This is a genomic window from Sporolactobacillus terrae DSM 11697 (assembly GCF_000648615.1).
GTDB lineage: Bacteria > Bacillota > Bacilli > Bacillales > Sporolactobacillaceae > Sporolactobacillus > Sporolactobacillus terrae.
On sequence record NZ_JFZC01000010.1, the window covers coordinates 1 to 25,015 of the forward strand.

The following is a 25,015-nucleotide window of genomic DNA, read 5'->3' on the forward strand; positions in this document are numbered from 1 at the left end:
TGATGAAATTGCCGCTTATCGTTCTACACCAAAGCAAAATCATAAACTTTCTTTACCTGTGAGAAAAACCAAGCTGTGCTTGGTCCTTTATCTCCAGCCACATGTGATGGTTTCGTGTCTTTTCGGTGCTGAATCGTCGCTTCGGTTACTCGCTTGCCGCGGGCGCACCACACCTCCGCTTTGATTCTCGGTCAAGACACTGAGCTATTGATTTGAAGACAGGGCAAATTCTATACTTTCTTTTCCTGTGAAAAGCCGTTTTCCACAAGCGCGGAAAACGGCTTGATGAAACATGAGCCATAGGGGCAACGGTTAGTTCGACTTGGTGGCCCATTTCAATTCCATATAACCGACCGGATGACGAACGATGCCTTTAACCTTGCTGTTTTGCAGTTCACTTTGATTGTAGAAATAAACCGGGAACAGCGGCATTTCTTTGATGAGCAGCTTTTCTGCTTGATACATCAGCGCATAACGTTTCGCATCGTCTTTCTCATTCTTCGCCTGTTTGATCAGCTGATCGTATTCCTTGTTGCTCCACTGCATGCTGTTCATCGGCATGCCGGTGATGAAGTTTTCAAGGAAGTTGATCGGATCGCCGTAATCCGCGAGGAAAGAACCGCGTGAGAATTGGAATTTGCCTTTCTTTTGATCCACGCCGTAAACATTCCATTCCATGTTGGCCAGTTTCACCGATACGCCGAGATTCTTCTTGTACATTTCCTGTACTGCTTCTGCAATGGCTTTATTAATATCGGTTGTATTGTAGGTCAGCGTAATTGGCGGCAGCGTCTTGTAGCCTTCTTCTTTCATCCCTTCTGCAAGCAGTTTTTTCGCTTCTGAAGGGTCATATTTATAAAGATTGCCATTGTGACTACGGAAATCCTCCCCGCTCGGATCTTTAAATCCGGGAGAAACAAAACCGTACGCCGGATCATTTTTCTGCTTCACGACATAATCGACAATTTGCTTGTTATCCACGGCAAGCGCAAACGCTTTTCTGATTTTGGCATTATCAAAAGGCTTCATCTTCACATTCATGCTAAAGAAATAGGTGCCGGCTTGCGGGTCAACCTTAACTTTGCCTTCTTTAAACAGCTGATTGGCCAGATCCGGCGGAACACTCGCCGAGTCGAGGTCACCCGTTTTATACATTTGGTACTCAGTGTTGGTATCGTTAACCATTGCCCAATCGACTTCGTCAAGCTTCACGCTTTTCTTATCCCAGTAGGTCGTGCTCTTTTTAAAGACCATGTTTGAATCATGCTTCCAGGAAGCAAGCTTAAAGGGACCATTTCCAACGAATGTCTTGGCATTGGCATACCACTTCGGATTCTTTTCCGCAACTTTTTGATTCACCGGAAAGAACGCCGGGTTCGAGATCATATTAAGAAAATAGGACTGCGGTGCGGTCAGCGTAACCTTTAAGGTTTTGTCATCAACGGCTTTCACTTGTACAGCATCGGCAGAGCCTTTTTTCATATTATAGGCTTCGCCGCCTTCAATGAGGTAACCGAGAAACGCAGCCGGTGAGCCGGTTGACGGATTTAAGAGTTGTTTCCATGCATATTCAAAGTCTCCGGCCGTTAAGTCGTCACCATTATCCCATTTCGCATCTTTGCGAATATGGAAGGTATAGGTCTTGCCATCCGAAGAAACATCCCACTTTTCAGCAGATGCCGGATGTGGTTCGTGATCTTTACCGAGACGCGTCAGCCCTTCCATCAAGTTGTTCAGCGCATTCCAAGATTGAGCATCAAAACCGATCGGCGGATTAAATGATGTTGGCTCTGCGCCATTGTTCAACTTCAAAACCTGTTTGCCATCTGACTTTTCATTTGATGAATTCGGCTTTGCGGTACACGCGCCAAGCACGAACACGAGTAAAAGAGCCATACCCAGCATGAAACCGTTCTTACACAACTTTTTCAAATGAATTCCTCCCGTTATTAATAGATTTCAACCTTTTGCCAAAGCAGCATCTGCTCTTTTATCTAAAAGCCAGCAATCCGCAGTATGGTGATCATCAACTGCAGTCGTAGGCGGTTGAACATGACGGCAAACTTCCATTGCAAACGGACAGCGGTCGCAAAACGAACAGCCCTGCGGCGGCGCAAATAAATCCGGCGGCGCCCCTTCAATCGGCTTTAAGGTGTCCGAGGGCAAATCGAGACGGACAATCGCATTCAGCAATGCCTGCGTGTAGGGATGTTTGGCATGGTAGAAAATATCGCGTTTGTCGCCCATCTCGACAATTTTTCCGGCATACATCACCGCAACGCGATCTGCGGTTTTGGCAACAACACCTAAATCATGCGTGATCATGATCATGGAGACGTTTGTCTCTTCCTGAATTTGATCGAACAGCTCCAAGATTTGCGCTTGAATCGTTACATCAAGTGCCGTCGTCGGTTCATCGGCAATGATCAGGCTTGGCTTGCAAATTAACGCCATGGCAATGACAATTCGCTGCCGCATCCCACCGCTGAATTGATGCGGGTATTGTTTCATGCGCTGCTCCGCATTGGATAAACCAACTAATTCAAGCATTTCAATCGCTTTCTGATGGGCCGCTTGTCGGGATAATTTTTTTTGATAGATAATGCCTTCAGTAAGCTGAGAGCCAATCGTTAAGGTCGGATTCAGCGCGGTCATCGGATCTTGAAAAATCATCGATAGATCCGAGCCTTGAATGCGCCGCATCCTCTTTGCTGAAAGCGTGCTGATCTCGGTGCCCTTGAATTGAATCGATCCCGCGACAATTTTCCCATGTGGTTTCGGAATCAGCCCCATCACGGCCAGAGACGTGACACTCTTGCCGCATCCGGATTCGCCGACAATCGCCAGCGTTTCGCCTTGCTCAATGTCAAAATCAACACCCCGAACCGCATGGACTTCTCCGCCATGCGTCTGAAAAGAAACATGCAGATTCTTCACTTCAAGCAGCTTGCCCAATGGTTTCTTCACAGGGGATCATCTCCTTAACTTCGGATCGAGTGCGTCTTGCAAGCCGTCACCAAGAATATTGAACGCAAACATAGTTAACGAAATAAAGAGTGCCGGGAAAAACAAACGCCACCAATATCCGGCAAGCAGCGCAGATAAACCATCATTTGCCATGACGCCCCAACTTGCAAAAGGCGCCTGGACGCCCAATCCAAGAAAACTTAAAAAAGCTTCGGAAAAAATAGCGGATGGAACGGTTAATGTCATTTGAACAATAATCGGACCCATTGTATTGGGTATTAAATTTTTTCGCACAATACGCCAGGGCTTACTTCCGAAGGATTTGGACGCCGTAACAAACTCATAATTTTTCAGTTGAAGCACTTGCCCTCTGACAATTCGCGCCATGCCCGTCCATCCCGTCACCGTCAAGGCGACGATAATCGTTAATAAGCTGGGGCCCATGACAACCATGAGTAAAATGACGACCAAGAGATAAGGCAGTCCGTAAAGGATCTCAATGATTCGCATCATCACAAGATCCGTTTTCCCGCCGATATAACCTGAGATTCCGCCATATGCAACACCAATGAGAAGATCAACCAATGCAGCAACCACACCGACGAATAATGAGATGCGTGCGCCGTACCAAGTCCGTGTAAACACATCACGTCCGAGTTCATCGGTGCCGAACCAATGACTAGGCGAAGGCGCCAAGTTCTGCAAAGTTAAATGCTGTGCAGTCACCGAGTACGGCGATAAAATCGGTCCAAAGAGCGCGGCAATCCCCAGCAAAATCAGGAAACCCAAACCAAGCATCGCTAATTTATTTTTCTTAAGCTGAATCCACGCATCGCTCCAATATGAAACACTCGGCCGGACAAGCGATTGTTGTACCGTTTTTTTGCGATCAAGAAGGTGAAACCATGCATTCGGAACATTCTGAGCCGTTATTTTTTCTTGCATCCCCTTTGAAGGAGTCATTTGCTCCCCTCCTTGCTTTGCTTGATTCGCGGATCAAGCCATCCGTAAGCGAGATCGACGAGAAAAAGCATCAAGATCAGCAATGCACTGTAGAACATCGTCGTCCCCATAATGACGGGATAATCCCTTGAATTAATGCTGTCGACAAAGTATTTCCCCATCCCGGGGATTGCAAAAATTTTCTCAATAACGAACGTTCCGGTCAAAATACTTGCCGCCAAGGTTCCAAGTACGGTAACCACAGGAAGAAGGGCATTTTTCAATGCATGCTTCATCACAATGATAAACGGGGGCAACCCCTTAGCCTGAGCCGTTCGTATATAATCCTGTGTCAGAACTTCCAGCATGCTGGAGCGGATCAGCCGCGCAATAATCGCCATTGGACCGGTTGCGAGCGCAATAATCGGCATAATCATGTACGAAAGTCCTTGCCATGTACCGGCTGGAAGCAAATGAAGATTCACGGCAAATTCCTGGATCAGCAGTGTTGCCAGGACAAAGTTTGGAATCGAAATGCCGAGAACCGCCAGCGTCATCGCCAGATAGTCAATCAAGCCATTATGCTTTAATGCGGCAAATATTCCGAGCAAAACACCTGTGAGAACAGCCACAACAAGCGCCCACATGCCCAGTTCAAACGACACCGGAAAACCTCTGCCCAGCAGATCATTCACCGTTTGAGCAGGCTGCTTGATCGACGGGCCATATGTAAACGTTGCAATCGATTTAAGATAAATGAAGTACTGAATCGGCAGCGGTTGATCAATATGGTAATGTGCCTCAAGGTTTTTCACTGCAGCATCACTCAATACTTTCCCGTTCAAATTATTAAAGGGTGATCCGGGAATCGCATGCATGAGCAAGAATGTCAATGTAGCAATTACCCATAGTGTTAAGATCATTGCAAGAAAACGATTTAAGACAAAGCGCAGCATAGAGGAACCTTCCCTTATTTAAAATTGGCATTTGTTTTAGACTTGAATTATTTTTCAGAAAATTAATTTTCAAAGGCATTAAAAATGTATAAAATCCAGCTCTATAAAATCATAGGAGCTGGATTTTGTCTAGGACATTTAGACAAAGCGGCTGATTTATCCAAAAATCATGATCTAAACGATTTTACGGCTATCATCATCGATGACGATTAGAACCCAATGCGCGGATCTCTATTCCTGCAGATCAATAAGGATTTGTTAATCTGCGCTTTACTATCGTTCTTCTATCCATTCGGATGACCCCAGGGGCTTTCCGCCGGTTAACGGAAGAATCCAAGATCACGAACGAATATAAGGATAAAAATATTATAGCCATAAAAAATTCACTTGTCAATAATTATACAATATTATTAATTTTCTGAATAAACGTCATAACCCCTTGATGATGCATGGTTTATCAGTACAAAGTTATCTTAACGATTGAAGACTAAAAAACAATCCGCTAGGTCGTCAGAGCGGATTGTTTTTGGTTACTTATGTTCCTGCAATCAAAGGATTGCATTCAACTTTTCCAAGAGCTGATCATAAAGTGCTAACGTTTCTTCATCCTTGACTGCCACACCAGATTTAAAGAAGGTAATTTTACCACTGCCGCCGCCGATTTGATGAAGCTTTTCCAGCGTTCGTCTCAGATTCTGTGCGGTGCCTAGGCTGCCGTCAATGACATGGGTTTCTTTAGGAAACTGCTGCTCAATGATGTCTTTAAAAATCGGGAAATGGGTACAGCCAAGCACTACCGTGCCATACTGATTCAGGTCAAACGGTTGCAGCTGCTTCTGTAAATAAGGAACAATATCATCCGGGTTAAAATCGAACGCTTCCGCAAATTCAACCAGTTTCGGCATCGGAAGCGGGTCGACAATGTCATGCGTGTCGATCCGTTCAACCAGGCGGTGATATTTTTCTTCCTTTAGCGTCAGCCTCGTCGCCATTACCAGAACTTTTTTCTTCTCCGGTTCGCTTTCAATCACTGCGGGCTTGACAGCCGGTTCAATTCCGATTATTGGAATCGGATAGTTCTTGCGCAAGTCCTCAATCGCCGCACTGGTTGCCGTATTACAGGCAACTACCAGCGCTTTGATGTCACGGGCAACGAGAAAATCAACCGCTTCAAAAATATACGTTTTCAATTCATTTTTCGGCTTTTCTCCATACGGAATATGCGCAGTATCTGCATAGTAGAGAAAATCTTCATTCGGCATTAGTTTCCTAATTTGCTGCAAAACGGTCATGCCGCCAATGCCGGAATCAAATACAGCTATGTTCATTATCGATCACTTTTCTTCATAATTTTTGTCTCTAACATTGCTTCATTGTATCACCTTTTTATTGTACAGAAAACCGCGTACACTTTTCGACGAGGTGCGCATTAACGTGAAAAAAAAAGCAAATCGCTCATCATCCCGTTGCTGCGTTTGATTCATTACAACTCCCCGCGGGTTTGTCACAAGTTTGAGGGGGTAGCCTCGCTTAGTGAGCATCCACAAACCACGCCTCCTGCTCATTACCCACTCACCGTGTCCGTATAGTGCGCTTTCACCGAAGGCAGCAGCGTAACTGCCTGGATCGCGAGTCCAAGAAACATGTACACGAGATGCACGATCGCAATCCCTTGCAAAATATAGATCTCGATGGTTAGCCAGATAATGAGGATGAAACCGATATAAAGCGAGTGCATCCACGTCCAGTGTGTCTCCTTGTAAAGATTCACGGTTTCTGCTAAACGCAAGGGCTTTTCAGTCATCAAAAAGACAGCGACAAGCACGGGATAAACGCCCAACGCGAAAAATAATATCGCTCCAGGAATTAAATAAGTGTTAAAGGAACTGTACTTGAGCAGCGATAAAGGCATGCCAAGCAGAGAGCCGTCCGGAGCAATCATTAATAGTCCGCCGCCAAACAGTGCACCAATGCCGAGAAACAGTTGCAAAACGATCAGTACATAACAAAACAATGTCTTTCTCTTATGCGGGGTCTGCATCTTTTCTTCCTCCCGTTTCAATCACTCAATTCGTCTTGCTGATCAGAATTTCGATCTCCTTACCCAATTGATGCGGACGCTCAAGCATCACCATATCATGGCACTGCCCTTGTTTCGCATATGCCACGATCGCAATCACCCCAACGTGTTGCTTCGTTAATTATAATCGAAAAATGCAGGTCTAAGAGCATTTTTCAGTTTTTCTACCTGAGAATTATTTAACTTTCTACCAGTTTGTATTTCTATATCCCTAACATAATCTCTTATTAAAGTTCCATCAAGTCTACTCGCTTTCTCAATCTCACTAAAATTCCCATACCCATCAACTTTCGCCATGCGATGCGTTTTCGCTGTATCCTCTACATCATCACCCATCTTCGTGAAGCCCTTGGATACTCCGGTCATCGCCGGTTTCCATTTACTTGACCGCACAGTCCCTCTTGCATTGTGCACAATCTTAGTCACATGGTCTTTAAACGCTTGACCCTGCTCATGCACGATCGCTTTCTGTGCAGGTGAGATGACGAGTTTCCGGGTGAAGAGGTTCATCATGAACACGCCTTGAAGGAGGCTGTTTTGTTGCTCTTCCTTGGTCAGCTGTTTGCCAAACAGGTCTCTGCCGGTCGCGGCTTGGGTGATGCCGTTTGCAGCGAGCAGGGCGTTGATTCCTTTTTCACTTTGGCTGAGGACCTTGAGCGTTCGGTTTGCTTGGTCGTAGGCATTTAGTGCTTTGCCGGCTGCCTCCATGCCGCGCGCCGTTTTGTAGATGGCTGCGCCGCCTTTGGCAATCCGTCCGCCCCAGCCGATGATCGGGATGAACGTTGAGGCTGCCATGGCTCCGGCGGCGCTCAGCTTTCGTCCGGTCTCGGGATCAACGCCTTCAACCGCTCTAAGATAATCATAATAGCCGGACAGCTCGCCGGCAAATGTGGCAACAGCAGAACCCGCCTTTTGATACCATGGCCGATTGATTTTCGCTTCTCTTTGCTTCTCCATCTCACGAACCGTTTCCTGCTGCTGCTTGTAGTGGCATTGATCAGCTCGCCATACAGTGATGCAATGTAGGCCAGATTTTTAATTGATGGGCGGCGTGAATAAATAAAAAACTCTCTAAGGATACAGATGCAAGCTGCTTATCTGTAAACCTTAAGAGAGCGCTATTTCATGATTTTAAATGATATCCATTTGGACAATCAACCTATTAGATTCATGTAATACATATCATTTTCTGATATTTTCCCCAAAAATTCTTCCAACGAATCTGCAATTTTAGAATCATCATAATAAATCTGGCTTTGTTCAGCATCGGATAATTTTATTGATATCATCGCAGTTTCATTTGCTTCAAAAAAAATTAATTCATCTTCTAAATCATCATAAACCTCAATATCAGGAAAAAATTCATAATCATTTTGTTTTAATTTGAAATCTCTTATAGAATACGGGTCCATCAAACGATTAATGTTATATTTATTTTTATTAATAAATCCATAACCAACATTTAGGAAAAAATTTTTCAGCTCTTTAGGAATTTTCAAAGATAGTTCCTTCTCAACCCCTTCTATTTCGTTTAGTGATACTGGAAAAAAGGTATTATTTTTATTAGTCACTAAGTATTCGTAATTCATAAAAATTTCCCCCTTAAAAATTTATTTGAATAGTTCACTAGCTGGTGATTCAGAACCATGTATTCCAGTTTGGTGTTCATTTGGGAACCTAGCAGGATGCATATTCCACCATTCATGTTCTCCGCCATATGAGTTTTCAATTATATGGTGAGCATCATAAGGATCTCCCTTCTTTCTGAGAACCTTTCCGGTTTTCTCAGAAAGAACATCCTCCTCATACGTTGGCCATTTTTGATCGGTATTCTCCTCCCATTCATTAATTAACGAATCCTTTATTCTATTAAATTTTCGTCTGTGTATTTTGGTTTCTTGCGTAGATAGTTTGGTGTACTTATTGTTTCTAAGAGCATTTTTCAGTTTTTCTCCTGAGAATTATTTAGCTTTCTACCAGTTTGTATTTCTATATCCCTAACATAATCTCTTATTAAAGTTCCATCAAGTCTACTCGCTTTCTCAACCTCACTAAAATTCCCATACCCATCAACTTTCGCCATATGATGCGTCTTCGCTATATTCTCCGCACCATCACTTATCTTGGCGAAATCATTGGATACTCCGGCCATTGCCGGTTTCCATTTACTTGCCCCCACAGCCTCACTTGCATTGTGCACAATCTTTGTCACATGGTCTTTAAACGCCTGGCCTTGCTCATGCACGATCGCTTTCTGTGCAGGTGAGATGACGAGTTTCCGGGTGAAGAGGTTCATCATGAACACGCCTTGAAAGAGGCTGCTTCTTTGCTCTTTCTTGGTCAGCTGTTTGCCAAACAGGTCTCTGCCAGTCGCGGCTTGGGTGATGCCGTTTGCAGCGAGCAGGGCGTTGATTCCTTTTTCACTTTGGCTGAGGACCTTGAGCGTTCGGTTTGCTTGTTCGTTGGCATTTAGTGCTTTTCCGGCTGCTTCCATGCCGCGCGCCGTTTTGTAGATGGCCGCGCCGCCTTTGGCAATCCGTCCGCCCCAGCCGATGATTGGAATGAATGTTGAGACCGCCATGGCCCCGGCGGCTACGCGTTCGCCGGCGCTCAGCTTTCGTCCGGTCTCCGGATCAACGCCTTCAACCGCTCTAAGATAATCATAGTAGCCGGACAGCTCGCCGGCAAATGTGGCAACAGCGGAACCCGCCTTTTGATACCATGGCCGATTGATTTTCGTTATCTGACGAGGAATGAAGGATGTTATTGATGTTTCAAGTTTTAGTTATTAATTGACTATCAAAATTTTATTCTTGCAGCAAGAATAAAATTTAATTGTCTGTCATTCACCGTCCCATAGTGGAGAAGAGTACTCTGGCTGTTTCCCTCTGCTAACCCTTAACTTATTATACTTGACCGTTAATTCTAATTTATTTAAAAAAATATTTTTTGCACTGTCAAAGTCTGTATAATTAGTGATTTTTCCAATCAAACTAGCTCTATCTCCCAAAGAATAAATTTGATATATTCCTGTATCTAAATCATACTCAATTCTTGTTTGCCACTCCATCCTATTCTTATCTTTTTGATTAAAAATAGCTACACGTAGACTATCATAACCTAATTTCTGAATTTCTCTATTAAGTAATTTTTTTTTATCACTGAGCATATCCATTATTTTATCTCCTTTATCAGTCCTAATTTTTCATACCAATCAACTGATGACTCAAATTTAATTTGAATTCCCCCACCAGAACCGAAGACTTCTGATATTGTCCCTTTTTGTGCATTTGCCATATCAGCTAATGAAAAATTATATCTTTCCATCAAAATACTTAATTCAGTTTTCTCCAATTGTGATAACCGTTCAAAACCTTTGGTCATATTTTCAATATTTATGTCTTTAACAACTTCATATCTATGATAACCCATAGTACTTTCCGGATATGGAAGGGCTCTAGAATCATAGGGTATTGGTTCTCCGTTAACCAAAGGACTAGTAAACCTCCCTGTTACATCACCATATCTATCAATAATTTGACCTGATTTTAGATTGGCGTTAAAGGTTATAGCTTTGCCATTACTGTCAACAACAAAACCATCTGCTTCTGGCCATTTAATGTTACCTGCTTCATCCAAATAATTCGACGAACGCACAAGTACACCTTCTTTAGAAGTAAAAGCTATCTCTCCATTACTTAGAACCACTTTTTTAGGTGTAAAACTACTGTTAGCCCCGCTGGATTTCCTAACCTCATCAACTTTCGCCATACTACGCGTCTTCACTATATTCTCCGCACCATCACTTATCTTGGCGAAATCATTGGATACTCCGGCCATTGCCGGTTTCCATTTACTTGCCCCCACAGCCTCACTTGCATTGTGCACAATCTTAGTCACATGGTCTTTAAACGCTTGCCCTTGCTCATGCACGATCGCTTTCTGTGCAGGTGAGATGACGAGTTTCCGGGTGAAGAGGTTCATCATGAACACGCCTTGAAGGAGGCTGTTTTGTTACTCTTCCTTGGTCAGTTGCTTGCCGAACAGATCTCTGCCGGTGGCGGCTTGGGTGATGCCGTTTGCAGCGAACAGGGCGTTGATTCCTTTTTCACTTTGGCTGAGGACCTTGAGCGTTCGGTTTGCTTGTTCGTTGGCATTTAGTGCTTTTCCGGCTGCTTCCATGCCGCGCGCCGTTTTGTAGATGGCTGCGCTGCTTTTGCTCACCTTACATTTAAGCAAAAAAAGAGCACTCTCACATTTATGATTTATGATAAGGTGCTGTTATTATTGTCTTTTATTTAATTGGTCCCATATGAATTAAGTAAACATAGTCTCTTACTTCTTCAAATTTTACTTATTGATTCTTTGGAGCGTGGCGTGGTTACAGAGTAAAGAATAGCCTATTTGCTTAAAATGAGATTTAGATACTCCATACATTGTTCACCTTTACTAGCTTTTGGCATTCATCATTTTTGTTCCTGTGATTCTTTAGAAGACTTGCAAGCTAATTTATTTATAAGATATCATAATTTTCACTTCGCCATTTTTCATATCAGTATAGGAAGTAGCACTTCCCCAACTCCGATTAAAAGTTAATGCATTTGTTTTTTTTTCAACCGGTCTCCCTAATTGTTGTAAGAGCCACCTATCGTGTGCTTCTCTTTTTTTCTTGTTTCGATAATTCGACCAATCATTATATGAGTTTTGAAATGTTTCATTAGCATCACTTAATTCAACTATTTTCATTCGATTGTCATCAAAAATAACATTTATCCAAAATGATGCATCATTAATTTTAATCGTTTCCTTAAATCGAAAAATATTCTTAGTAGAATTATTACAATATAACTTTGTCCCAAAATGACTTAAAAATTTTTCCTTTGTAATATTTGGCCCCAAACCCTCACTTATTTCTCCGTTGCTATTCATAACTTAAACACCTCTTAAACTATTTCATTTAGATAATAATTCTACTTTCTCTAACATTTCGTCATACTCATCTAATGATACCTCTATATTTTTCAGCTCTATTTCTCCACCATCAATTCTACTTATAAATTTATTATGCAATAACTCTTGAAAATCAGGCATAAAAATTTGTTCTAAGCCACCTTTTCCAAACTGTGGATTTGCTTTTGCGAAACCATTTGCTCCTATTAAATCAGCATTTAATCGATATGCTCCCATTTTCTCTCTGTAAATCGCTTTATCCATACCTTCAGCAAAAAAGGGTTTTACTTGTAGACCCTCAAAGAGTTTTTGTGCATCCTTTCCGGAGTTCAAGATAACCTCATTTTCTGAAAAATACCCTGAAGGAGATGGTTCTCCTGCATATAGTACGGTACCCTTTGAATAAAATTTATCTACATACTCATCTATTCCAAAATAAGGAGTACTTCCCTGCCAGTTTCTCGCATAATCAGATGGACTATAATCTTCTAACATTCTTCTTAACTGACGCCTATTAATTTCAGCGTGTAATTCACTTGCAGACATTGCTCCAAATTTATTATGCAAATAATCTAATCTGTTTGTATATCTTCCATGGTTAGATCTATCTAGTTCGATACCATGAACTTCATTTTTTCTTGAACCTTCAATTTTATCTTTGCTCACTTCGTCTGCTTGGGTAACATCCATTTCACTTTTCGCCATACTACGCGTCTTCACTATATTCTCCGCACCATCACTTATCTTGGCGAAATCATTGGATACTCCGGCCATTGCCGGTTTCCATTTACTTGCCGCCACAGCCTCACTTGCATTGTGCACAATCTTTGTCACATGGTCTTTAAACGCCTGGCCTTGCTCATGCACGATCGCTTTCTGTACAGGTGAGATGACGAGTTTCCTGGTGAAGAGATTCATCATGAACACGCCTTGAAGGAGGCTGTTTTGTTGCTCTTCCTTGGTCAGCTGTTCGCCAAACAGGTCTCTGCCGGTGGCGGCTTGGGTGATGCCGTTTGCAGCGAGCAGGGCGTTGATTCCTTTTTCACTTTGGCTGAGGACCTTGAGCGTTCGGTTTGCTTGGTCGTAGGCATTCAGTGCGCGGCCAGTGGCTTCCATGCCGCGCGCCGTTTTGTAGATGGCCGCGCCGCCTTTGGCAATCCGTCCGCCCCAGCCGATGATTGGGATGAATGTTGAGGCCGCCATGGCCCCGGCGGCTACGCGTTCGCCGGCGCTCAGCTTTCGTCCGGTCTCCGGATCAACGCCTTCAACCGCTCTAAGATAATCATAATAGCCGGACAGCTCGCCGGCAAATGTGGCAACAGCGGAACCCGCCTTTTGATACCATGGTCGGTTGACTTCCGCTTCTCTTTGCTTCTCCGTCTCACGAACATTTTCCTGCTGCTGCTTGTACCGGAGATAGTGTTGTGTCTCCTTTTTCATTTCATCTTGAACGTGAACGATTTTGCTGTCGTGGTAGGCTTGCGCATTAAAGTGCATCGGCTGAACGTCCGCGCCTTGCCGCGTAGCATTGATCAGCTCGCCATACAGCGACGCGATGTAGGGCAGGTCTTCATTCACTTGTCGGTATTCATTGGTCAGGTTCTGGTCGAGATCCTGAACGTCAAGCACCGTTTGCGCGCGCTTTTTGTCGGCCGAATCCAGTGCCTGATCCACCTCATGGTTGGAGAAGACGTTGATCGGTACCAGGTCGGAAATACTGCTTAAGATTTTGGAAATGTCCGCCCGCTGTTCTCTAACCATTTCCTTGGCGTGCGCATACCCCATGGATAAATCTTCATTCAGAAAGGGCACTTGAATCTGCGTGTCGCCACCCAAATTTTTCGCCTCAATCGTGCCGGAAACGCCTTGGTAGTAGGCAATTTTTTTGTCAATCAGCCGTAACCAGGCGTCAACCACATTTACTTGCGCGGTATAGAACTGTTTGATTGCCTCGGCGCCTTTCCCCTGAAAGTCAGGGCCAAGTCCTGAGATTTGCTGGAACGCATGACGCAGCGTCTGGAGTTGACCGCGCAGCGTTTGGTAGTGTTTGGCATGTGCTCTAGCGGCCGCGATCAACGATTCAGCTTCATACGTTTGCGTATCGGTGGCTGAACCGGAACCCCCGCCTAGGCTTGCTCTCATTGGATCGCCTCATCCTGTCGTTGCAGAAGTGCAACGTTCGCCTGCGTATCGGAGATGTTTTTTTGTACACCAGCGAGGTAGGCGGATAAAAGCTGCACCATCATCTGCTCGCCCTCCTGCCAAGCAGAGGTCGCGGCGAGATGATTTCGTCCGCAGGAGACGGATTGGAGCGGCACCACCCCTTGGCGTGCCTGCTCTGCCGCCGCAATACGTCCTTCTGTAACATGCGTATTCAGTTCAATTTGGACCATTAGAACAACCGCCCTTTAATTTTAGATAACTTATGTTCCAGAGTGTCTGCTGCCTTTTCACCTTTATGAAGCAAGTCGTTTGCCTCGTAGGCCATCGCACGCGTTCCAGCGAGAAAATCGCGTTTCAGCTGTAACTCATGAATTTTCGCCTCGATGCGCTGCTGATAGCTGTCCACACGCGTTGTAAGTTTCGCGCGCATTTTATCCTGCGCGGCATCACGTTTCTTTTGGAATGTGCGTGCTCTCGAGCCTGTCCAATCGGCGCCAAGTTCCGGCTTGGTCAGGATGCGCAGTGCATGCATCCCTGCCGCCTGTTCCTGACCCAGCTTGCGATTTGCTCGCTTCAATCGATCAATTTGATCGTCCACCGCTGCCGACTGATGAGCCAGCGTGCGGAAAATCGCCTTCAATGTTGCCGATGCGCCCATGGGACGCACCTCCTTTCTTGACCTTGAACCCTAGATTCACAGGGGGATTTAGGTCCTTTATTAAATAACGCGTAAAATAAACGGAGATTTTCCGCTTAAATGCATCATGGCGCTTGTTTCACAGGTAAATAAGGGTAATTTCTCCGGTTATTTCTCAGATTTGAATTTGCGCTTACCTGATCGTCGTACCAGCGAGGCAAAATGATAAACTTTATTACCTGTGTAAAAAAACCGGACTCCACCTCGAGCCCGGTCCTTTTATTTGCCACGCGTTATGCGTTAATTTGTCCGGCAATCTGGTTGTCGGTGTCTTCAAGGATCGTCGCGCTCTTGGCAAGTTGATGATTCACGTCTTCCAAGAGCTGCTGCATCTGTTGGAATGAGGGACGAAGCCGCTCATATTGGTCCTTGAATGCGCGGCTGGACGCACCTTCCCAAACTTGGGCCAGCTGATTGATCATCCCGTCGAGACGACCGATCAGTTCGCCTGTGTTCGATGATTCCTGACCATATTTAGCCGCGTAACGGCGCAATTCTTCCGGAGTTAATCGAATTTGTCCTGCCATAATAAATAGCCTCCTTGTTTTGACGCATGTGTGTTGGAACCTTCACAGAATGGAGCGACCTTTGCGCTATGCAAGAGTCTTCAAAAATCACAGTTCTTAAATTACATGGATCCGCCCTGAGACGGTTTTACGCTTAACCATAGTTATGCTTGAAAGAAAAATGAAGAAAATCTTGAGGTGTTTCGTGTATGGGTCTCACCGGAGATGTTTTTTCTTAGTTACTGGTAGTGTACAAAATGTGACGGCTCCTTGAACACAGCCAAAACTCCTGAATTAGTGGGGAATTTTCATCAAACAAAGCATATTAGACATGTTTCGACAAGAAGCACCATGCCTTTTTTACTAATCAAGAAAAAAAGCATACTAAATGGAGGTTCCGGCCGTTGAGGCGTCTCAATAATCACTGCCTTGATTCCAGAACATAATCCGTTTTTTTCTGGACATAATTAATAGATATACGATTTGAACGGGGGTTAAACCATTTGAAAAAAGAGGAGACACGGGTTGGCGATCTTGTCTATGTCATTTGCCGAAATCCGCACACAGCAACCGCTACATTGATTCAGGAAGCAGAAGTAGTTGAAAATCCGAATAAAAAAGAGGACAAGGTGCTATCCCTAAATGATATGTATTATGAATTCGCTGAGGATGACGCGGTGTTCCCAACGATCGACGACGCGAAACGCGTATATAAGCAAATATATGATGAAGATTAAGGAGATACGCAGTACTCATGGTAAAGCCCTTTGTTCCCCAGCTTGTCTACATTGAGCCTCGTGCGTTGGACTACCCACTTGGTCAAACGCTAAAGGATAAATTTGAAAACATGGGGATCGAGATTCGTGAAACGACCTCGCATAATCAAGTGCGCAATCTCCCAGGGAATAATGACTTTCAAAAATACCGCAACGCCAAATCAACATTAGTCGTTGGCGTGAGAAAAACCTTGGACTTCCAAAGTTCCAAACCTTCAGCTGACTATGCCATTCCACTTGCAACCGGCTGCATGGGTCACTGTCATTACTGCTATCTGCAAACCACTATGGGCTCGAAACCGTATATCAGAACCTATGTCAACGTCGATGAAATTCTCGAACGTGCCGATCAGTACATGGCCGAGCGGGCACCTGAGATCACTCGATTTGAAGCTGCCTGCACCTCGGATATCGTCGGCATTGACCACTTAACCCATTCTCTGAAAAAGGCGATCGAATTTTTTGGCGCGCGCGATCTCGGCGAGCTGCGCTTTGTGACAAAGTTCGCTCATGTGGATCATTTACTAGACGCGCGACACAACGGACGAACCCGATTTCGTTTCAGCCTCAATGATACGTACGTGATTAAATTTTTCGAAGCAGGAACATCCCGGCTAATTGAACGGATCGAAGCGGCAAAAAAGGTGTCTGATGCCGGCTATCCGCTCGGCTTTATTATTGCACCAATCTACATTCACGATGGCTGGCAGGAAGGCTACCGTCGGCTTTTTGAGACACTGCATGACCAGTTTCCAGAAAAAACGGCCGTTCCGATCACATTCGAACTCATCCAGCATCGCTTCACCGGTCCGGCCAAACGCGTGATTGAAAAGAATTACCCGAATTCAAAACTGGTCATGAATAAAGACGAACGCCGCTATAAGTGGGGACGCTACGGGATCGGAAAATACATCTATCAAAAAGAAGATGAAGCACTGCTGCAAGAAACAATTGAAAGCTACATCCATCACTATTTTCCAGATGCTGAGGTGGCATATTTTACGTAAAAAAGCGCAGGATCTTCAGAATCTTGTGTTTTTTGTGCTTTGCGCGTTTTTTAGTGGCCATCGGTGACCTGATCAAAGGTCCTATCGAAAAGCGCATCATCACTTAGCTGCTTCCTTTTTTACAAACTCTTTAATAAAGCGGTTTAATTCTGACGCCGCCTTTGTTGGAATTTGGTGTTTGACGTGTTGAATCCATTTCAGTTCGTTATTCGGCAGGTGTTCATGCAGTATTTTTGCGTAACGAAAAAATCCACGATCTTGACGCCCAAAAACCAGTACTATGGGCAGTTGAATCTGATTCAATTGACGGGTGCAGGTGTAGGACAGACTGTATTGATAGTACTCGGCCACATTCTTGCCCGATCCTTGTCGTTCTTCCCGCAGCATTTTCCAAAACGAAGAAGGTGTCGCCATATTAGTTCCGGCAATATAAAAGCCTAAAATGGAAAGCGCCTTGAAACGTGCGAGTGTCGCTGCCAGAACCAGTTTGCTTTTTAATGATGCGTTGCTGACTTCAGACAGACCGCTGACCAGGATTCCGCCCAATGCCCGGTTCTGATACTTCAAGAAAAACTCGAGCGCGATTGATCCGCCGGTTGAATAACCGCAGATATAGGCCTGAGGAATGTTCAGATGGTCAAGCAAATGCAGCATATCATCCGCGATGAGCGGGTAAGTCAAGACCTCATCTGTTGCTGAACTTCTTCCATGACCGCGTATGTCAAAAGTAATGATTTGATAATCCTTTGATAGTTCCTTCATTTGATTTAAAAAATTGAAATGGGTCAGCAAAGGAGGGTGAACGAAAAGAATCGGGATCCCTTGGCCCTGAACGTTGTAGTAGAGTTGACAATCATCTGCTTGGAAATAGGGCATCGTCGATCACCTCAGAGAAATGAATTGCACCTATTTTTCCCAATACTTTCTGTTTCTATCCTCATATTTTCTGACAATCGGGAATGATACCGCGTGGACACGGCAGACTAGGAGCGTAAGGAAGTGATTAAATGAAGCCACCATTATGCATCATTATTCATGGATTCGCCGGAAACCCTTGGGAAGTGGAGCCGCTGGCGCATGCGCTCGAACACGCCGGATTTGAAGTCATCACCCCGCTTTTGCCCGGTCATGATCGGGACAAAAAGCATATGGAAAAGATCACTGCGCGAGACTGGCTGCAGGCGATTGAAAAAATGGTTACACGCGCAAAAGACGATAAGAAAGAGATTCATCTGATCGGTTTTTCAATGGGGGCGATGATCGCCTCAATTATGGCTTCCAAGTATCCGATCGCTTCTCTTGTCTTGCTTTCTCCAGCTGTTTATGTGCTGACCCCTCATGTCTTCAAAATGAGATGGGAAAGATTTCATCAACGGAACAAAAGAAGACCGGAAGACGATGATCCGGAACTGCTCAACCATTCGCAATTCACTCAAAAGATTCCGGTTGCCAATGTCTTTCAGTTTCGCAAAGTTGTCGGGCAGGCAAAACGGATTTTCCATAACATTCATGTCCCAATTTGCATCATTCACGGGAAACGGGATGAAACCATCGATCCGAAAAGCGCTGAACTGATTTTTCGCACGGCTGCTTCGAACGAAAAAGAACTGCACTATCTGCCCCATGCGCGGCATCACATTTGCCAAGGCGACGAGCGCGACAAGGTCATCCAATTTGTGACGCTGTTTCTAAACAAGCATCGAACTTAATCATCCATAGGAAATCAGTTTACACAAAAAGCAGAAGCTGGTTTCTCAGCATTCTGCCTTTTGTTGGCTTTATTTCATTTATTTTTCAGCCGTTAAGAACACAGATAGACCTTGGCTTCATACGGCTTTAGCTCAAGTGTTTCGGTGAGCCCGCTTGCTCCAGCGTCGGGATAGTTGCTGATTAGAAGTTGCTCCGTGCTGTACTTTGAAAACTCAGGTAGAGTAACCGTTTCTTTATTCTCATAAAAATTGCAGAGGACGAGCAGCGTCTGACCATTCAGGGTACGTTGATAAGCAAAAACATGCGGATGCTCCGGCAAGATCAACGCGTAGTCACCGTAAACGACAATCTCATACTTTTTGCGCAGTGCAATCAATTTCTTATAATAATAGAAAATCGATTGTTTGTCTTCGAGCGCTTGCTTCACATTGATCGATGGATAATTGGGATTAACGGCAATCCACGGCGTTCCGGAGGTAAACCCGGCTTGTTCCGAGTCGTCCCATTGCATCGGTGTCCGTGCATTGTCCCTGCTCTTGGCATAGATTGACTGCATGACGTCTGCAGGATCGGCGCCTTGTTCGTGGACACGTTCCTGATACATGTTTAATGTTTCAATGTCGCGATAATCATCAATGGCCGGAAAACGGACATTGGTCATCCCAATTTCCTCGCCCTGATAAATATAGGGTGTCCCCTGCATCATGTGCAGTAAAGTGCCCAGCATTTTAGCCGATTCCGCGCGATATTCTCCGTCATTGCCGAACCGAGAAACAACCCGCGGCTGATCATGATTGTTCCAGTACAGACTGTTCCAACCCTTTTCATGAAGGGCCTTCTGCCATTTGCTCAGGTTTTCTTTTAAGTCTAATAGATTAAGAGGCTTCAAATCCCATTTTTCTTTTCCTTCTTGATGATCAAGCCCCATATGTTCAAACTGAAAAACCATGTTGAGCTCTTTGCGGTCGGTATCGGTATAGCGCTGCGCGATTTCCGGCGTGACACCCGGGCATTCACCAACGGTCATGATGTCGTACTTAGACAGGACGGTACGGTTCATTTCCTGCAGATAATCATGAACGCGAGGACCGTTCGGCTGATAAGCCTTGTTTTTTGCAGTACCGTTAACAAATTCATCGTAAGGCGCGAGGAACTCTGTTTTTGAAATCATATTGATTACATCCATTCGGAATCCGTCAACACCCTTATCCAGCCAGAACTTCATCATCTCAAATATGGAATTGCGGACTTTCGGATTTTCCCAATTCAGATCGGGCTGTTTTTTCGAGAACAGATGAAGGTAATACTCACCCGTGCGTTCATCATAGGCCCATGCCGAACCGCTGAATGCGGAGGTCCAATCCGTTGGCTGCTTCCCATTTAACGGTGGTCGCCAGATATAGTAATCGCGATAAGGATTATCCTTTGATTTGCGTGATTCAACAAAGTACGCGTGCTCGTCGGAAGTATGATTAACAACGAGATCCATAACCAGGCGGATCCCGCGTTCATGCATGCCCTGAAGCAGCTTTTCCCAGTCTTCTAAAGTACCGAAATCATCCATAATTTCCCGGTAATTGCTGATGTCATAACCATTATCATCATTTGGCGATTGATAGACGGGCGAAAGCCAGACGACATCGATACCTAATGCTTTCAGATAATCGAGTTTAGACAAGATTCCCGGCAGATCACCGATACCGTCTCCATTGCTGTCTTTGAAACTGCGCGGGTAGATTTGATAGACAACACTTTCTTTCCACCAGTTCTTTTCCATAAAAACCACCCTTTCTCTAAGTTAAAGTGATCATCGTAAACGTTTACGTTAATCCGCCAAAAGAGAGAAGCAAAACGCTCTTCATCCCCCCTTTGTAAAAAACAGGGCTCATTCTCATTGCTTATCATAATTTTTCTCAGTCAACGCTTTTGATCGCTCGCTGACCGTTTGCCGCTCAATAATTTGATGCGGCAGAATCCGGCCTTCGACATTTCCTTTGCCTTCAATAATGTCGATCAGCATCATGCCGCCGACACTTCCGATTTGAAAAAGCGGCTGTCCTACGGTCGTTAATGGTGGAAGCGACATTTTTGCAATTTCCAGATTGTCGTAACCGATAATTGATAGATCATCAGGAACACGCAGCCCAGAGGAATAAGCCGCTGAGAGTGCCCCAACGGCTAGAAAATCACTGGCCGCAAAGATGGCGGTTAATCCCCTGTTTTTACTGAGCAGATCCGGCAATAATCGTTTTCCATCATCAAAAGAAAAACTGGGCCCGTAGACAATCTGCTTCTGATTAAAGGAAAGGTTGTGATCCTTCAATGCTTGGATAAATCCGTCGATTCTTGGCTGCCCGGCGATCCGATCTTCTTTATTCCCACTGATCATGCCAATTTTCGTGTGTCCTTTTGCGATAAGATAACGGACTGCATGATAGGCAGCCATCCGGTCATCCACTTTCACGTAGGGAATCGAATCGTTCAAAGACTGCGTCGCCAGCAACACAAGCGGAACACCCATTCTGCGAATCTCATCATAATAAGCGTCCTTAAGTACTTCACTGGTAAAAAGCAGCCCATCCACCCGTTTTTCTTTCAAAACATGCAGGTAATCCATCGTTCGCACACCACTGTTTGCGGTATGACACATGATCACACTATACCCTCTCGTATAGGCTGCATCCTCAACACCTTTTAGAAGCAGCGATGAAAACATGCTCGATACATTGGGAACAAGAATCCCCAGCGTTCTCGTTTTTTTATTGATCAAGCCTCTCGCAACAGCATTGGGCTGATAGTTCAAGGTCTTGATCGCTTTGAGCACGCGTTGTTTTGTTTTCAAACTATAACCGGGTTGATTATTCAAGATGCGTGAGACGGTCGCGATGGAAACATTTGCTGCACGTGCAACGTCTTTAATCGTCGCATTCATTGGATCACCTTTTTGTAAACGTTTACTTAATGGTAAAAATACATACTTTTTTTCATTTTGTCAAGTTATTTTGAACCGCAAAGCATCCTTTTGGTGAATTTTCGAGCTATCCACCGGACTTTTTTTATGAATTTTTGCTTTAAAAAGAAGAGACAGTTCCAGATTTTCAGCTTGACATTTTTAAAGAATCAGAATAAATTAGCAATGTAAACGTTTTACGTAAGCGTTTACTATTGATTTGAGATTTTTTTAGCTGCTTTTTCGTATCATTCATAAAACCTAGGAGGGTGAATCATGAACAATGTTGTTTCATGGAAAGAGCGCGTAAGCTATGGTTTAAGTGATACAGCGAGTAATCTCGTATTTGGTTTGATTACCACTTACTTAATGTACTTTTACACCGATGTCTATGGATTAAGCGTTGCGACCGTTGGTACATTATTTCTTGTAGCCAGAGCGATTGATGCCTTCGATGGACCGCTCTTCGGTATTCTCATCGATCGTACCAATACCAAATGGGGCAAAAGCCGCCCTTATTTTCTATGGCTGGCCGTCCCTTTCTCCGTTTTGGCTGTTCTTACATTCACGACCCCGGATTTAAGTCCAGCAGGGAAAGTCATCTATGCTTATGTCACTTATATCCTTGTTGGTATTCTCTATTCAGGGATCAATATTCCCATCACCTCGATCTTGCCGAGTCTGACCAATAATAGCCAAGAACGAACCGTGCTTGGCTCTGTACGCTCCATCTGCGGTAACGTGGGCAGTCTCGTTGTATCTGTTGCTGCGCTTCCAATTGTAAGCGTTTTAGGAAGTGGAAATGACAAAAAAGGATTTTTCTTAACGATGATGATTTTTGCTGGTATCGCTCTGGTCATGTTCCTAATCACGTTTAAGAACACGAGAGAACGGGTGCAATCCAGCAAAGGTATTGTCCGTTTTAAAGATGGGGTTAAAGCGATAAAAGGCAACATTCCCTGGTTTGTGATGATCATCATCAACTTGATTTATTTCCTTGCTTTTACGATTCGGCAACAAACCACCGTTTATTATTTTAATTATAATCTGAACCGTTCCGACTTGGTTCCAATTGTGATGTCGCTTAGTTTTGTTTCGATGATTTCGATCTTTTTTATCCCGACGATAGCGAAACATAGCGGGAAACGCAACACAATGGCGTTAGGACTTGGACTCGGAATTTTCGGCCAAATGATCACCGGCATTGGTGCTCATGCAAGTAACATTACCGCCGTTATTAGCGGAACCATCGTCGTTCAATTAGGGTTTGGCTTCATCTTTGGACTGATGTCGGTGATGCTTGCCGACACTGTTGATTACGGTGAATGGAAAAGCGGCGTACGTGCGCAAGGACTGCTTACATCCGCTTCGAGCTTTGCAGCGAAATTCGGCATGGGCATCGGTGGTGCCGTATCCGCATTGATCATGTCCCATGCAGGCTATACACCTGGTTCCGTTCAATCTTCAGCGGCTCTGACTGCAATCGAATTCAACTTTGTCTGGCTGCCGGCCATTGGCTTTGCCATTGCTGCCCTTGCCCTGTGTTTTCACCACGTTGACAAACACGAGACTCAGATCATTCGCGAGCTCAACAAACAGCACCATACCGTTGATGCTTGACGTTAGAAACAGGCGAATGTTTTGCAGCCATAAACTGTCCAAACCCATTGATATTTATCGGATTTGGACAGTTTTTCTGTTGATAAGCTAAGCTAAACGCAGGGGCAGAAATTTTCATTCAAACAACACTTTGCATGACCATTTTTTTGCAGCTTCATCGCCATGACGTTGATTCCATGCTTCTCAAATCTTTTATCGTGCGTCTGCGTTTCTAGTTTTCCTTTTATTGATCCAGAAACCGTTGCATGCCCGGCGCATCATGCGGACGTGCTCTGAATCCAAACCGTTCGTAGAAGGCCTGTTTGCCCTTCGCACAAGATAATTGAATCCAGCGCAGCCCATGAACCTTACAGTGGGCAAGGAGCCGCTCAACAAGTTCACTGCCAATTCCATTATTTCTTTGTTCCGGCAAAACGATCAGATCACAAAGAAACGCTTGATACACCCCATCGGATATGATCCGTCCGAATCCGATGAGCTGCTCGTCTTCATAGACACTCAACGTATACCAGCTGTTACGTATTGCTTGATCGAGCTGTTCCTTACCATACGTCTGATCTGCATTCCAACCGGTTGTTTGATATAAGTGATAGAAGTCGCTTGCAGACGGACATTCAGTCGAAAATTTTTTCATCTCGGCCCTCCATTGTTCGTGTTCTGAACACATAGTAAATCGATTCCTTCATCCCCCGGCCCCCGGCATGTCAATAGACTTCGTGCGGGATGAAATGCGTTTGCCATTTAAAAAAATAGTTTTCAAATCTGATTGGTTTCTCACGTATAGCGTGATGCGCGTTGACTTCGTTCCTGTATAGATAAGATTTTTTGGGGTATATAGATTCAAGCTGAGTCTGTCGGGGACGGTTTTTAGTTGCCCAAGTCTTGCTTTTACTGAAGAAGGAACCGCTCCGGCAAACGAAATGTAATCGTAGGACCTCGCACTCTTCCGGATCACTACATGATAATCAATTTTGGCCTTCGATAATTTAAATGCGCGCAGATGACCGTTGATCTTAATTTGTTCATGCGCCTGGGTTAATGTATCGATCGACGTAAAGAGCTTAACCATAAGAATCGCTGCCAGTGCACAAAGGATACAAGGAACGAGAAATTTTTTTCTCTTACTCATTGCAAGCCATCTCTTTTACATTTAATTTATGCCCTAAATTTCCCCATCACACCATTTTCCTTCATTCTACCATATTCATTTGGAATCTCTTTTACTTTTGTAAATGAGCAACGCTTTGACACGGCACACTGCCTTCACTTGACCTTATACACCACTCCAACGTTACAGTGTTATCGAGGTGATGACGGATGGTCGTTATGAAAACGAAGCAAGCTGCAAAAACGCTCCGGCTTGCGGATACAACATTGCGTTTCTATGAAAAAATCGGTTTGATCCAACCAAAACGCGGAGCAAACCACTATCGTCTTTTTGATGAAAAACTGTTATTGCAGATCAAGTATATCGCGGTGATGAAATCAGCCGGATTTTCTCTGGCAACGATTAAAGAATTTATGAACTTCTATCCTCAACCCGTATCTGCTGCATGCAATCAATCCACGCAACGTCTTTTAAAAATACAAAAAGAATCTATTCGAATGAATTTCATATTTCTTAGCCCTTGTGCTCCAAGGGTTTTCAAATGCAAAAAAGGAAGTACCTCCCCAAGTCTTGTATAATGGTA

General features: G+C 44.4%; 28 protein-coding genes. 6 read left to right on the top strand and 22 right to left on the bottom strand.

Annotated elements, in window-relative coordinates:
* The coding region (locus tag AA84_RS19295) for a hypothetical protein (protein ID WP_037562635.1) at positions 1 to 184 on the top strand (184 nt) is incomplete at its 5' end.
* 128 nt (positions 185 to 312) lie between these two features.
* Here AA84_RS19295 and AA84_RS0101305 read toward each other — a convergent pair.
* From AA84_RS0101305 to AA84_RS0101400, 17 genes are all read right to left on the bottom strand, one after another.
* Positions 313 to 1,905 (bottom strand): peptide ABC transporter substrate-binding protein, encoded by a 1,593-nt coding sequence (locus tag AA84_RS0101305; protein WP_037562652.1) that lies wholly within the window; start codon positions 1,903 to 1,905, stop codon positions 313 to 315.
* 54 nt (positions 1,906 to 1,959) lie between these two features.
* Positions 1,960 to 2,955, bottom strand: a complete 996-nt coding sequence (locus AA84_RS0101310) for an ABC transporter ATP-binding protein (protein WP_028975700.1) — start codon at positions 2,953 to 2,955, stop codon at positions 1,960 to 1,962.
* 18 nt (positions 2,956 to 2,973) lie between these two features.
* Positions 2,974 to 3,912, bottom strand: coding sequence for an ABC transporter permease (locus AA84_RS0101315; protein WP_028975701.1), 939 nt, complete (start codon positions 3,910 to 3,912; stop codon positions 2,974 to 2,976).
* Between the two features lie 14 nt (positions 3,913 to 3,926).
* Positions 3,927 to 4,865 carry an ABC transporter permease gene (locus AA84_RS0101320; RefSeq protein ID WP_028975702.1) on the bottom strand — a complete coding sequence of 313 codons (939 nt, stop codon included), beginning with the start codon at positions 4,863 to 4,865 and terminating at the stop codon, positions 3,927 to 3,929.
* 548 nt (positions 4,866 to 5,413) lie between these two features.
* The gene (gene murI / locus AA84_RS0101330) at positions 5,414 to 6,193 is read right to left on the bottom strand and encodes a glutamate racemase (RefSeq protein WP_028975703.1); all 780 of its coding nucleotides are present in this window, start codon (positions 6,191 to 6,193) and stop codon (positions 5,414 to 5,416) included.
* Between the two features lie 236 nt (positions 6,194 to 6,429).
* Positions 6,430 to 6,906, bottom strand: coding sequence for a hypothetical protein (locus tag AA84_RS0101340; RefSeq protein ID WP_028975704.1), 477 nt, complete (start codon positions 6,904 to 6,906; stop codon positions 6,430 to 6,432).
* Positions 6,907 to 7,062: 156 nt separating this feature from the next.
* Positions 7,063 to 7,902, bottom strand: a complete 840-nt coding sequence (locus AA84_RS0101350) for a pre-toxin TG domain-containing protein (RefSeq protein ID WP_028975705.1) — start codon at positions 7,900 to 7,902, stop codon at positions 7,063 to 7,065.
* A 197-nt stretch (positions 7,903 to 8,099) separates the two neighbouring features.
* The gene (locus tag AA84_RS0101355) at positions 8,100 to 8,534 is read right to left on the bottom strand and encodes an SMI1/KNR4 family protein (RefSeq protein ID WP_028975706.1); all 435 of its coding nucleotides are present in this window, start codon (positions 8,532 to 8,534) and stop codon (positions 8,100 to 8,102) included.
* 353 nt (positions 8,535 to 8,887) lie between these two features.
* Positions 8,888 to 9,712: a pre-toxin TG domain-containing protein gene (locus AA84_RS19530; RefSeq protein ID WP_328286219.1), complete on the bottom strand. Its 825-nt coding sequence runs from the start codon at positions 9,710 to 9,712 to the stop codon at positions 8,888 to 8,890.
* A gap of 75 nt (positions 9,713 to 9,787) precedes the next feature.
* Positions 9,788 to 10,120, bottom strand: coding sequence for an Imm59 family immunity protein (locus AA84_RS0101365; RefSeq protein WP_028975708.1), 333 nt, complete (start codon positions 10,118 to 10,120; stop codon positions 9,788 to 9,790).
* The gene (locus AA84_RS0101370; RefSeq protein WP_201770034.1) at positions 10,120 to 10,929 is read right to left on the bottom strand and encodes a TNT domain-containing protein; all 810 of its coding nucleotides are present in this window, start codon (positions 10,927 to 10,929) and stop codon (positions 10,120 to 10,122) included. Before AA84_RS0101370 ends, AA84_RS0101365 begins: the two co-directional genes overlap by 1 nt.
* A gap of 30 nt (positions 10,930 to 10,959) precedes the next feature.
* Entirely contained in the window at positions 10,960 to 11,184 is a 225-nt protein-coding gene (locus AA84_RS0101375; RefSeq protein ID WP_028975710.1) for a hypothetical protein, read from the bottom strand.
* 270 nt (positions 11,185 to 11,454) lie between these two features.
* Positions 11,455 to 11,874, bottom strand: a complete 420-nt coding sequence (locus tag AA84_RS16800) for a hypothetical protein (RefSeq protein WP_037562638.1) — start codon at positions 11,872 to 11,874, stop codon at positions 11,455 to 11,457.
* Between the two features lie 24 nt (positions 11,875 to 11,898).
* Positions 11,899 to 14,037 carry a ribonuclease YeeF family protein gene (locus AA84_RS18195; RefSeq protein WP_051577729.1) on the bottom strand — a complete coding sequence of 713 codons (2,139 nt, stop codon included), beginning with the start codon at positions 14,035 to 14,037 and terminating at the stop codon, positions 11,899 to 11,901.
* The gene (locus tag AA84_RS16810; protein WP_037562649.1) at positions 14,034 to 14,288 is read right to left on the bottom strand and encodes a DUF5344 family protein; all 255 of its coding nucleotides are present in this window, start codon (positions 14,286 to 14,288) and stop codon (positions 14,034 to 14,036) included. Before AA84_RS16810 ends, AA84_RS18195 begins: the two co-directional genes overlap by 4 nt.
* Positions 14,288 to 14,716, bottom strand: a complete 429-nt coding sequence (locus AA84_RS0101395) for a DUF5082 family protein (RefSeq protein WP_028975711.1) — start codon at positions 14,714 to 14,716, stop codon at positions 14,288 to 14,290. The genes AA84_RS16810 and AA84_RS0101395 overlap by 1 nt, the downstream gene beginning before the upstream one ends.
* A gap of 272 nt (positions 14,717 to 14,988) precedes the next feature.
* Positions 14,989 to 15,282, bottom strand: a complete 294-nt coding sequence (locus AA84_RS0101400) for a WXG100 family type VII secretion target (RefSeq protein ID WP_028975712.1) — start codon at positions 15,280 to 15,282, stop codon at positions 14,989 to 14,991.
* 482 nt (positions 15,283 to 15,764) lie between these two features.
* Here AA84_RS0101400 and AA84_RS0101405 point away from each other — a divergent pair, with 482 nt between their 5' ends.
* Positions 15,765 to 15,998, top strand: coding sequence for a transcriptional regulator SplA domain-containing protein (locus tag AA84_RS0101405; protein ID WP_028975713.1), 234 nt, complete (start codon positions 15,765 to 15,767; stop codon positions 15,996 to 15,998).
* Between the two features lie 17 nt (positions 15,999 to 16,015).
* Positions 16,016 to 17,044: a spore photoproduct lyase gene (gene splB, locus AA84_RS0101410; RefSeq protein ID WP_028975714.1), complete on the top strand. Its 1,029-nt coding sequence runs from the start codon at positions 16,016 to 16,018 to the stop codon at positions 17,042 to 17,044.
* 99 nt (positions 17,045 to 17,143) lie between these two features.
* Here the strand turns inward: splB and AA84_RS0101420 are convergent, their stop codons facing one another.
* Positions 17,144 to 17,920 carry an alpha/beta fold hydrolase gene (locus AA84_RS0101420; RefSeq protein WP_028975715.1) on the bottom strand — a complete coding sequence of 259 codons (777 nt, stop codon included), beginning with the start codon at positions 17,918 to 17,920 and terminating at the stop codon, positions 17,144 to 17,146.
* Between the two features lie 131 nt (positions 17,921 to 18,051).
* Between AA84_RS0101420 and AA84_RS0101425 the strand changes: the two genes are divergently transcribed.
* Positions 18,052 to 18,753 (top strand): alpha/beta hydrolase, encoded by a 702-nt coding sequence (locus tag AA84_RS0101425; RefSeq protein WP_028975716.1) that lies wholly within the window; start codon positions 18,052 to 18,054, stop codon positions 18,751 to 18,753.
* 92 nt (positions 18,754 to 18,845) lie between these two features.
* Here AA84_RS0101425 and AA84_RS0101430 read toward each other — a convergent pair whose 3' ends face one another.
* Positions 18,846 to 20,531, bottom strand: coding sequence for a glycoside hydrolase family 13 protein (locus AA84_RS0101430; RefSeq protein WP_028975717.1), 1,686 nt, complete (start codon positions 20,529 to 20,531; stop codon positions 18,846 to 18,848).
* A 114-nt stretch (positions 20,532 to 20,645) separates the two neighbouring features.
* Positions 20,646 to 21,686, bottom strand: a complete 1,041-nt coding sequence (locus AA84_RS0101435) for a LacI family DNA-binding transcriptional regulator (RefSeq protein ID WP_028975718.1) — start codon at positions 21,684 to 21,686, stop codon at positions 20,646 to 20,648.
* Between the two features lie 294 nt (positions 21,687 to 21,980).
* Here AA84_RS0101435 and AA84_RS0101440 point away from each other — a divergent pair, with 294 nt between their 5' ends.
* Positions 21,981 to 23,324, top strand: coding sequence for a glycoside-pentoside-hexuronide (GPH):cation symporter (locus AA84_RS0101440; protein ID WP_028975719.1), 1,344 nt, complete (start codon positions 21,981 to 21,983; stop codon positions 23,322 to 23,324).
* A gap of 223 nt (positions 23,325 to 23,547) precedes the next feature.
* Here the strand turns inward: AA84_RS0101440 and AA84_RS0101445 are convergent, their stop codons facing one another.
* Positions 23,548 to 23,958, bottom strand: a complete 411-nt coding sequence (locus tag AA84_RS0101445; RefSeq protein ID WP_028975720.1) for a GNAT family N-acetyltransferase — start codon at positions 23,956 to 23,958, stop codon at positions 23,548 to 23,550.
* Positions 23,959 to 24,006: 48 nt separating this feature from the next.
* Positions 24,007 to 24,453, bottom strand: a complete 447-nt coding sequence (locus tag AA84_RS0101450; protein WP_028975721.1) for a hypothetical protein — start codon at positions 24,451 to 24,453, stop codon at positions 24,007 to 24,009.
* Positions 24,454 to 24,650: 197 nt separating this feature from the next.
* Between AA84_RS0101450 and AA84_RS16815 the strand changes: the two genes are divergently transcribed.
* Entirely contained in the window at positions 24,651 to 25,010 is a 360-nt protein-coding gene (locus AA84_RS16815; RefSeq protein ID WP_160168680.1) for a MerR family transcriptional regulator, read from the top strand.
* Positions 25,011 to 25,015: the final 5 nt, after the last annotated feature.

What these genes read in the sequence shown, in the direction of transcription:
- AA84_RS0101370 (WP_201770034.1), bottom strand. Translation starts at nt 10,929, where the DNA reads ATGAACCTCTTCACCCGGAAACTCGTCATCTCACCTGCACAGAAAGCG.
- AA84_RS0101435 (WP_028975718.1), bottom strand. Translation starts at nt 21,686, where the DNA reads ATGAATGCGACGATTAAAGACGTTGCACGTGCAGCAAATGTTTCCATC.
- AA84_RS0101350 (WP_028975705.1), bottom strand. Translation starts at nt 7,902, where the DNA reads ATGGAGAAGCAAAGAGAAGCGAAAATCAATCGGCCATGGTATCAAAAG.
- AA84_RS0101395 (WP_028975711.1), bottom strand. Translation starts at nt 14,716, where the DNA reads ATGGGCGCATCGGCAACATTGAAGGCGATTTTCCGCACGCTGGCTCAT.
- AA84_RS0101425 (WP_028975716.1), top strand. Translation starts at nt 18,052, where the DNA reads ATGAAGCCACCATTATGCATCATTATTCATGGATTCGCCGGAAACCCT.
- AA84_RS0101315 (WP_028975701.1), bottom strand. Translation starts at nt 3,912, where the DNA reads ATGCAAGAAAAAATAACGGCTCAGAATGTTCCGAATGCATGGTTTCAC.
- AA84_RS0101445 (WP_028975720.1), bottom strand. Translation starts at nt 23,958, where the DNA reads ATGAAAAAATTTTCGACTGAATGTCCGTCTGCAAGCGACTTCTATCAC.
- splB (WP_028975714.1), top strand. Translation starts at nt 16,016, where the DNA reads ATGGTAAAGCCCTTTGTTCCCCAGCTTGTCTACATTGAGCCTCGTGCG.
- AA84_RS0101355 (WP_028975706.1), bottom strand. Translation starts at nt 8,534, where the DNA reads ATGAATTACGAATACTTAGTGACTAATAAAAATAATACCTTTTTTCCA.
- AA84_RS0101365 (WP_028975708.1), bottom strand. Translation starts at nt 10,120, where the DNA reads ATGGATATGCTCAGTGATAAAAAAAAATTACTTAATAGAGAAATTCAG.
- AA84_RS0101430 (WP_028975717.1), bottom strand. Translation starts at nt 20,531, where the DNA reads ATGGAAAAGAACTGGTGGAAAGAAAGTGTTGTCTATCAAATCTACCCG.
- murI (WP_028975703.1), bottom strand. Translation starts at nt 6,193, where the DNA reads ATGAACATAGCTGTATTTGATTCCGGCATTGGCGGCATGACCGTTTTG.
- AA84_RS0101400 (WP_028975712.1), bottom strand. Translation starts at nt 15,282, where the DNA reads ATGGCAGGACAAATTCGATTAACTCCGGAAGAATTGCGCCGTTACGCG.
- AA84_RS0101450 (WP_028975721.1), bottom strand. Translation starts at nt 24,453, where the DNA reads ATGAGTAAGAGAAAAAAATTTCTCGTTCCTTGTATCCTTTGTGCACTG.
- AA84_RS16810 (WP_037562649.1), bottom strand. Translation starts at nt 14,288, where the DNA reads ATGGTCCAAATTGAACTGAATACGCATGTTACAGAAGGACGTATTGCG.
- AA84_RS18195 (WP_051577729.1), bottom strand. Translation starts at nt 14,037, where the DNA reads ATGAGAGCAAGCCTAGGCGGGGGTTCCGGTTCAGCCACCGATACGCAA.
- AA84_RS16800 (WP_037562638.1), bottom strand. Translation starts at nt 11,874, where the DNA reads ATGAATAGCAACGGAGAAATAAGTGAGGGTTTGGGGCCAAATATTACA.
- AA84_RS0101420 (WP_028975715.1), bottom strand. Translation starts at nt 17,920, where the DNA reads ATGCCCTATTTCCAAGCAGATGATTGTCAACTCTACTACAACGTTCAG.
- AA84_RS0101340 (WP_028975704.1), bottom strand. Translation starts at nt 6,906, where the DNA reads ATGCAGACCCCGCATAAGAGAAAGACATTGTTTTGTTATGTACTGATC.
- AA84_RS16815 (WP_160168680.1), top strand. Translation starts at nt 24,651, where the DNA reads ATGAAAACGAAGCAAGCTGCAAAAACGCTCCGGCTTGCGGATACAACA.
- AA84_RS0101305 (WP_037562652.1), bottom strand. Translation starts at nt 1,905, where the DNA reads ATGCTGGGTATGGCTCTTTTACTCGTGTTCGTGCTTGGCGCGTGTACC.
- AA84_RS0101440 (WP_028975719.1), top strand. Translation starts at nt 21,981, where the DNA reads ATGAACAATGTTGTTTCATGGAAAGAGCGCGTAAGCTATGGTTTAAGT.
- AA84_RS0101320 (WP_028975702.1), bottom strand. Translation starts at nt 4,865, where the DNA reads ATGCTGCGCTTTGTCTTAAATCGTTTTCTTGCAATGATCTTAACACTA.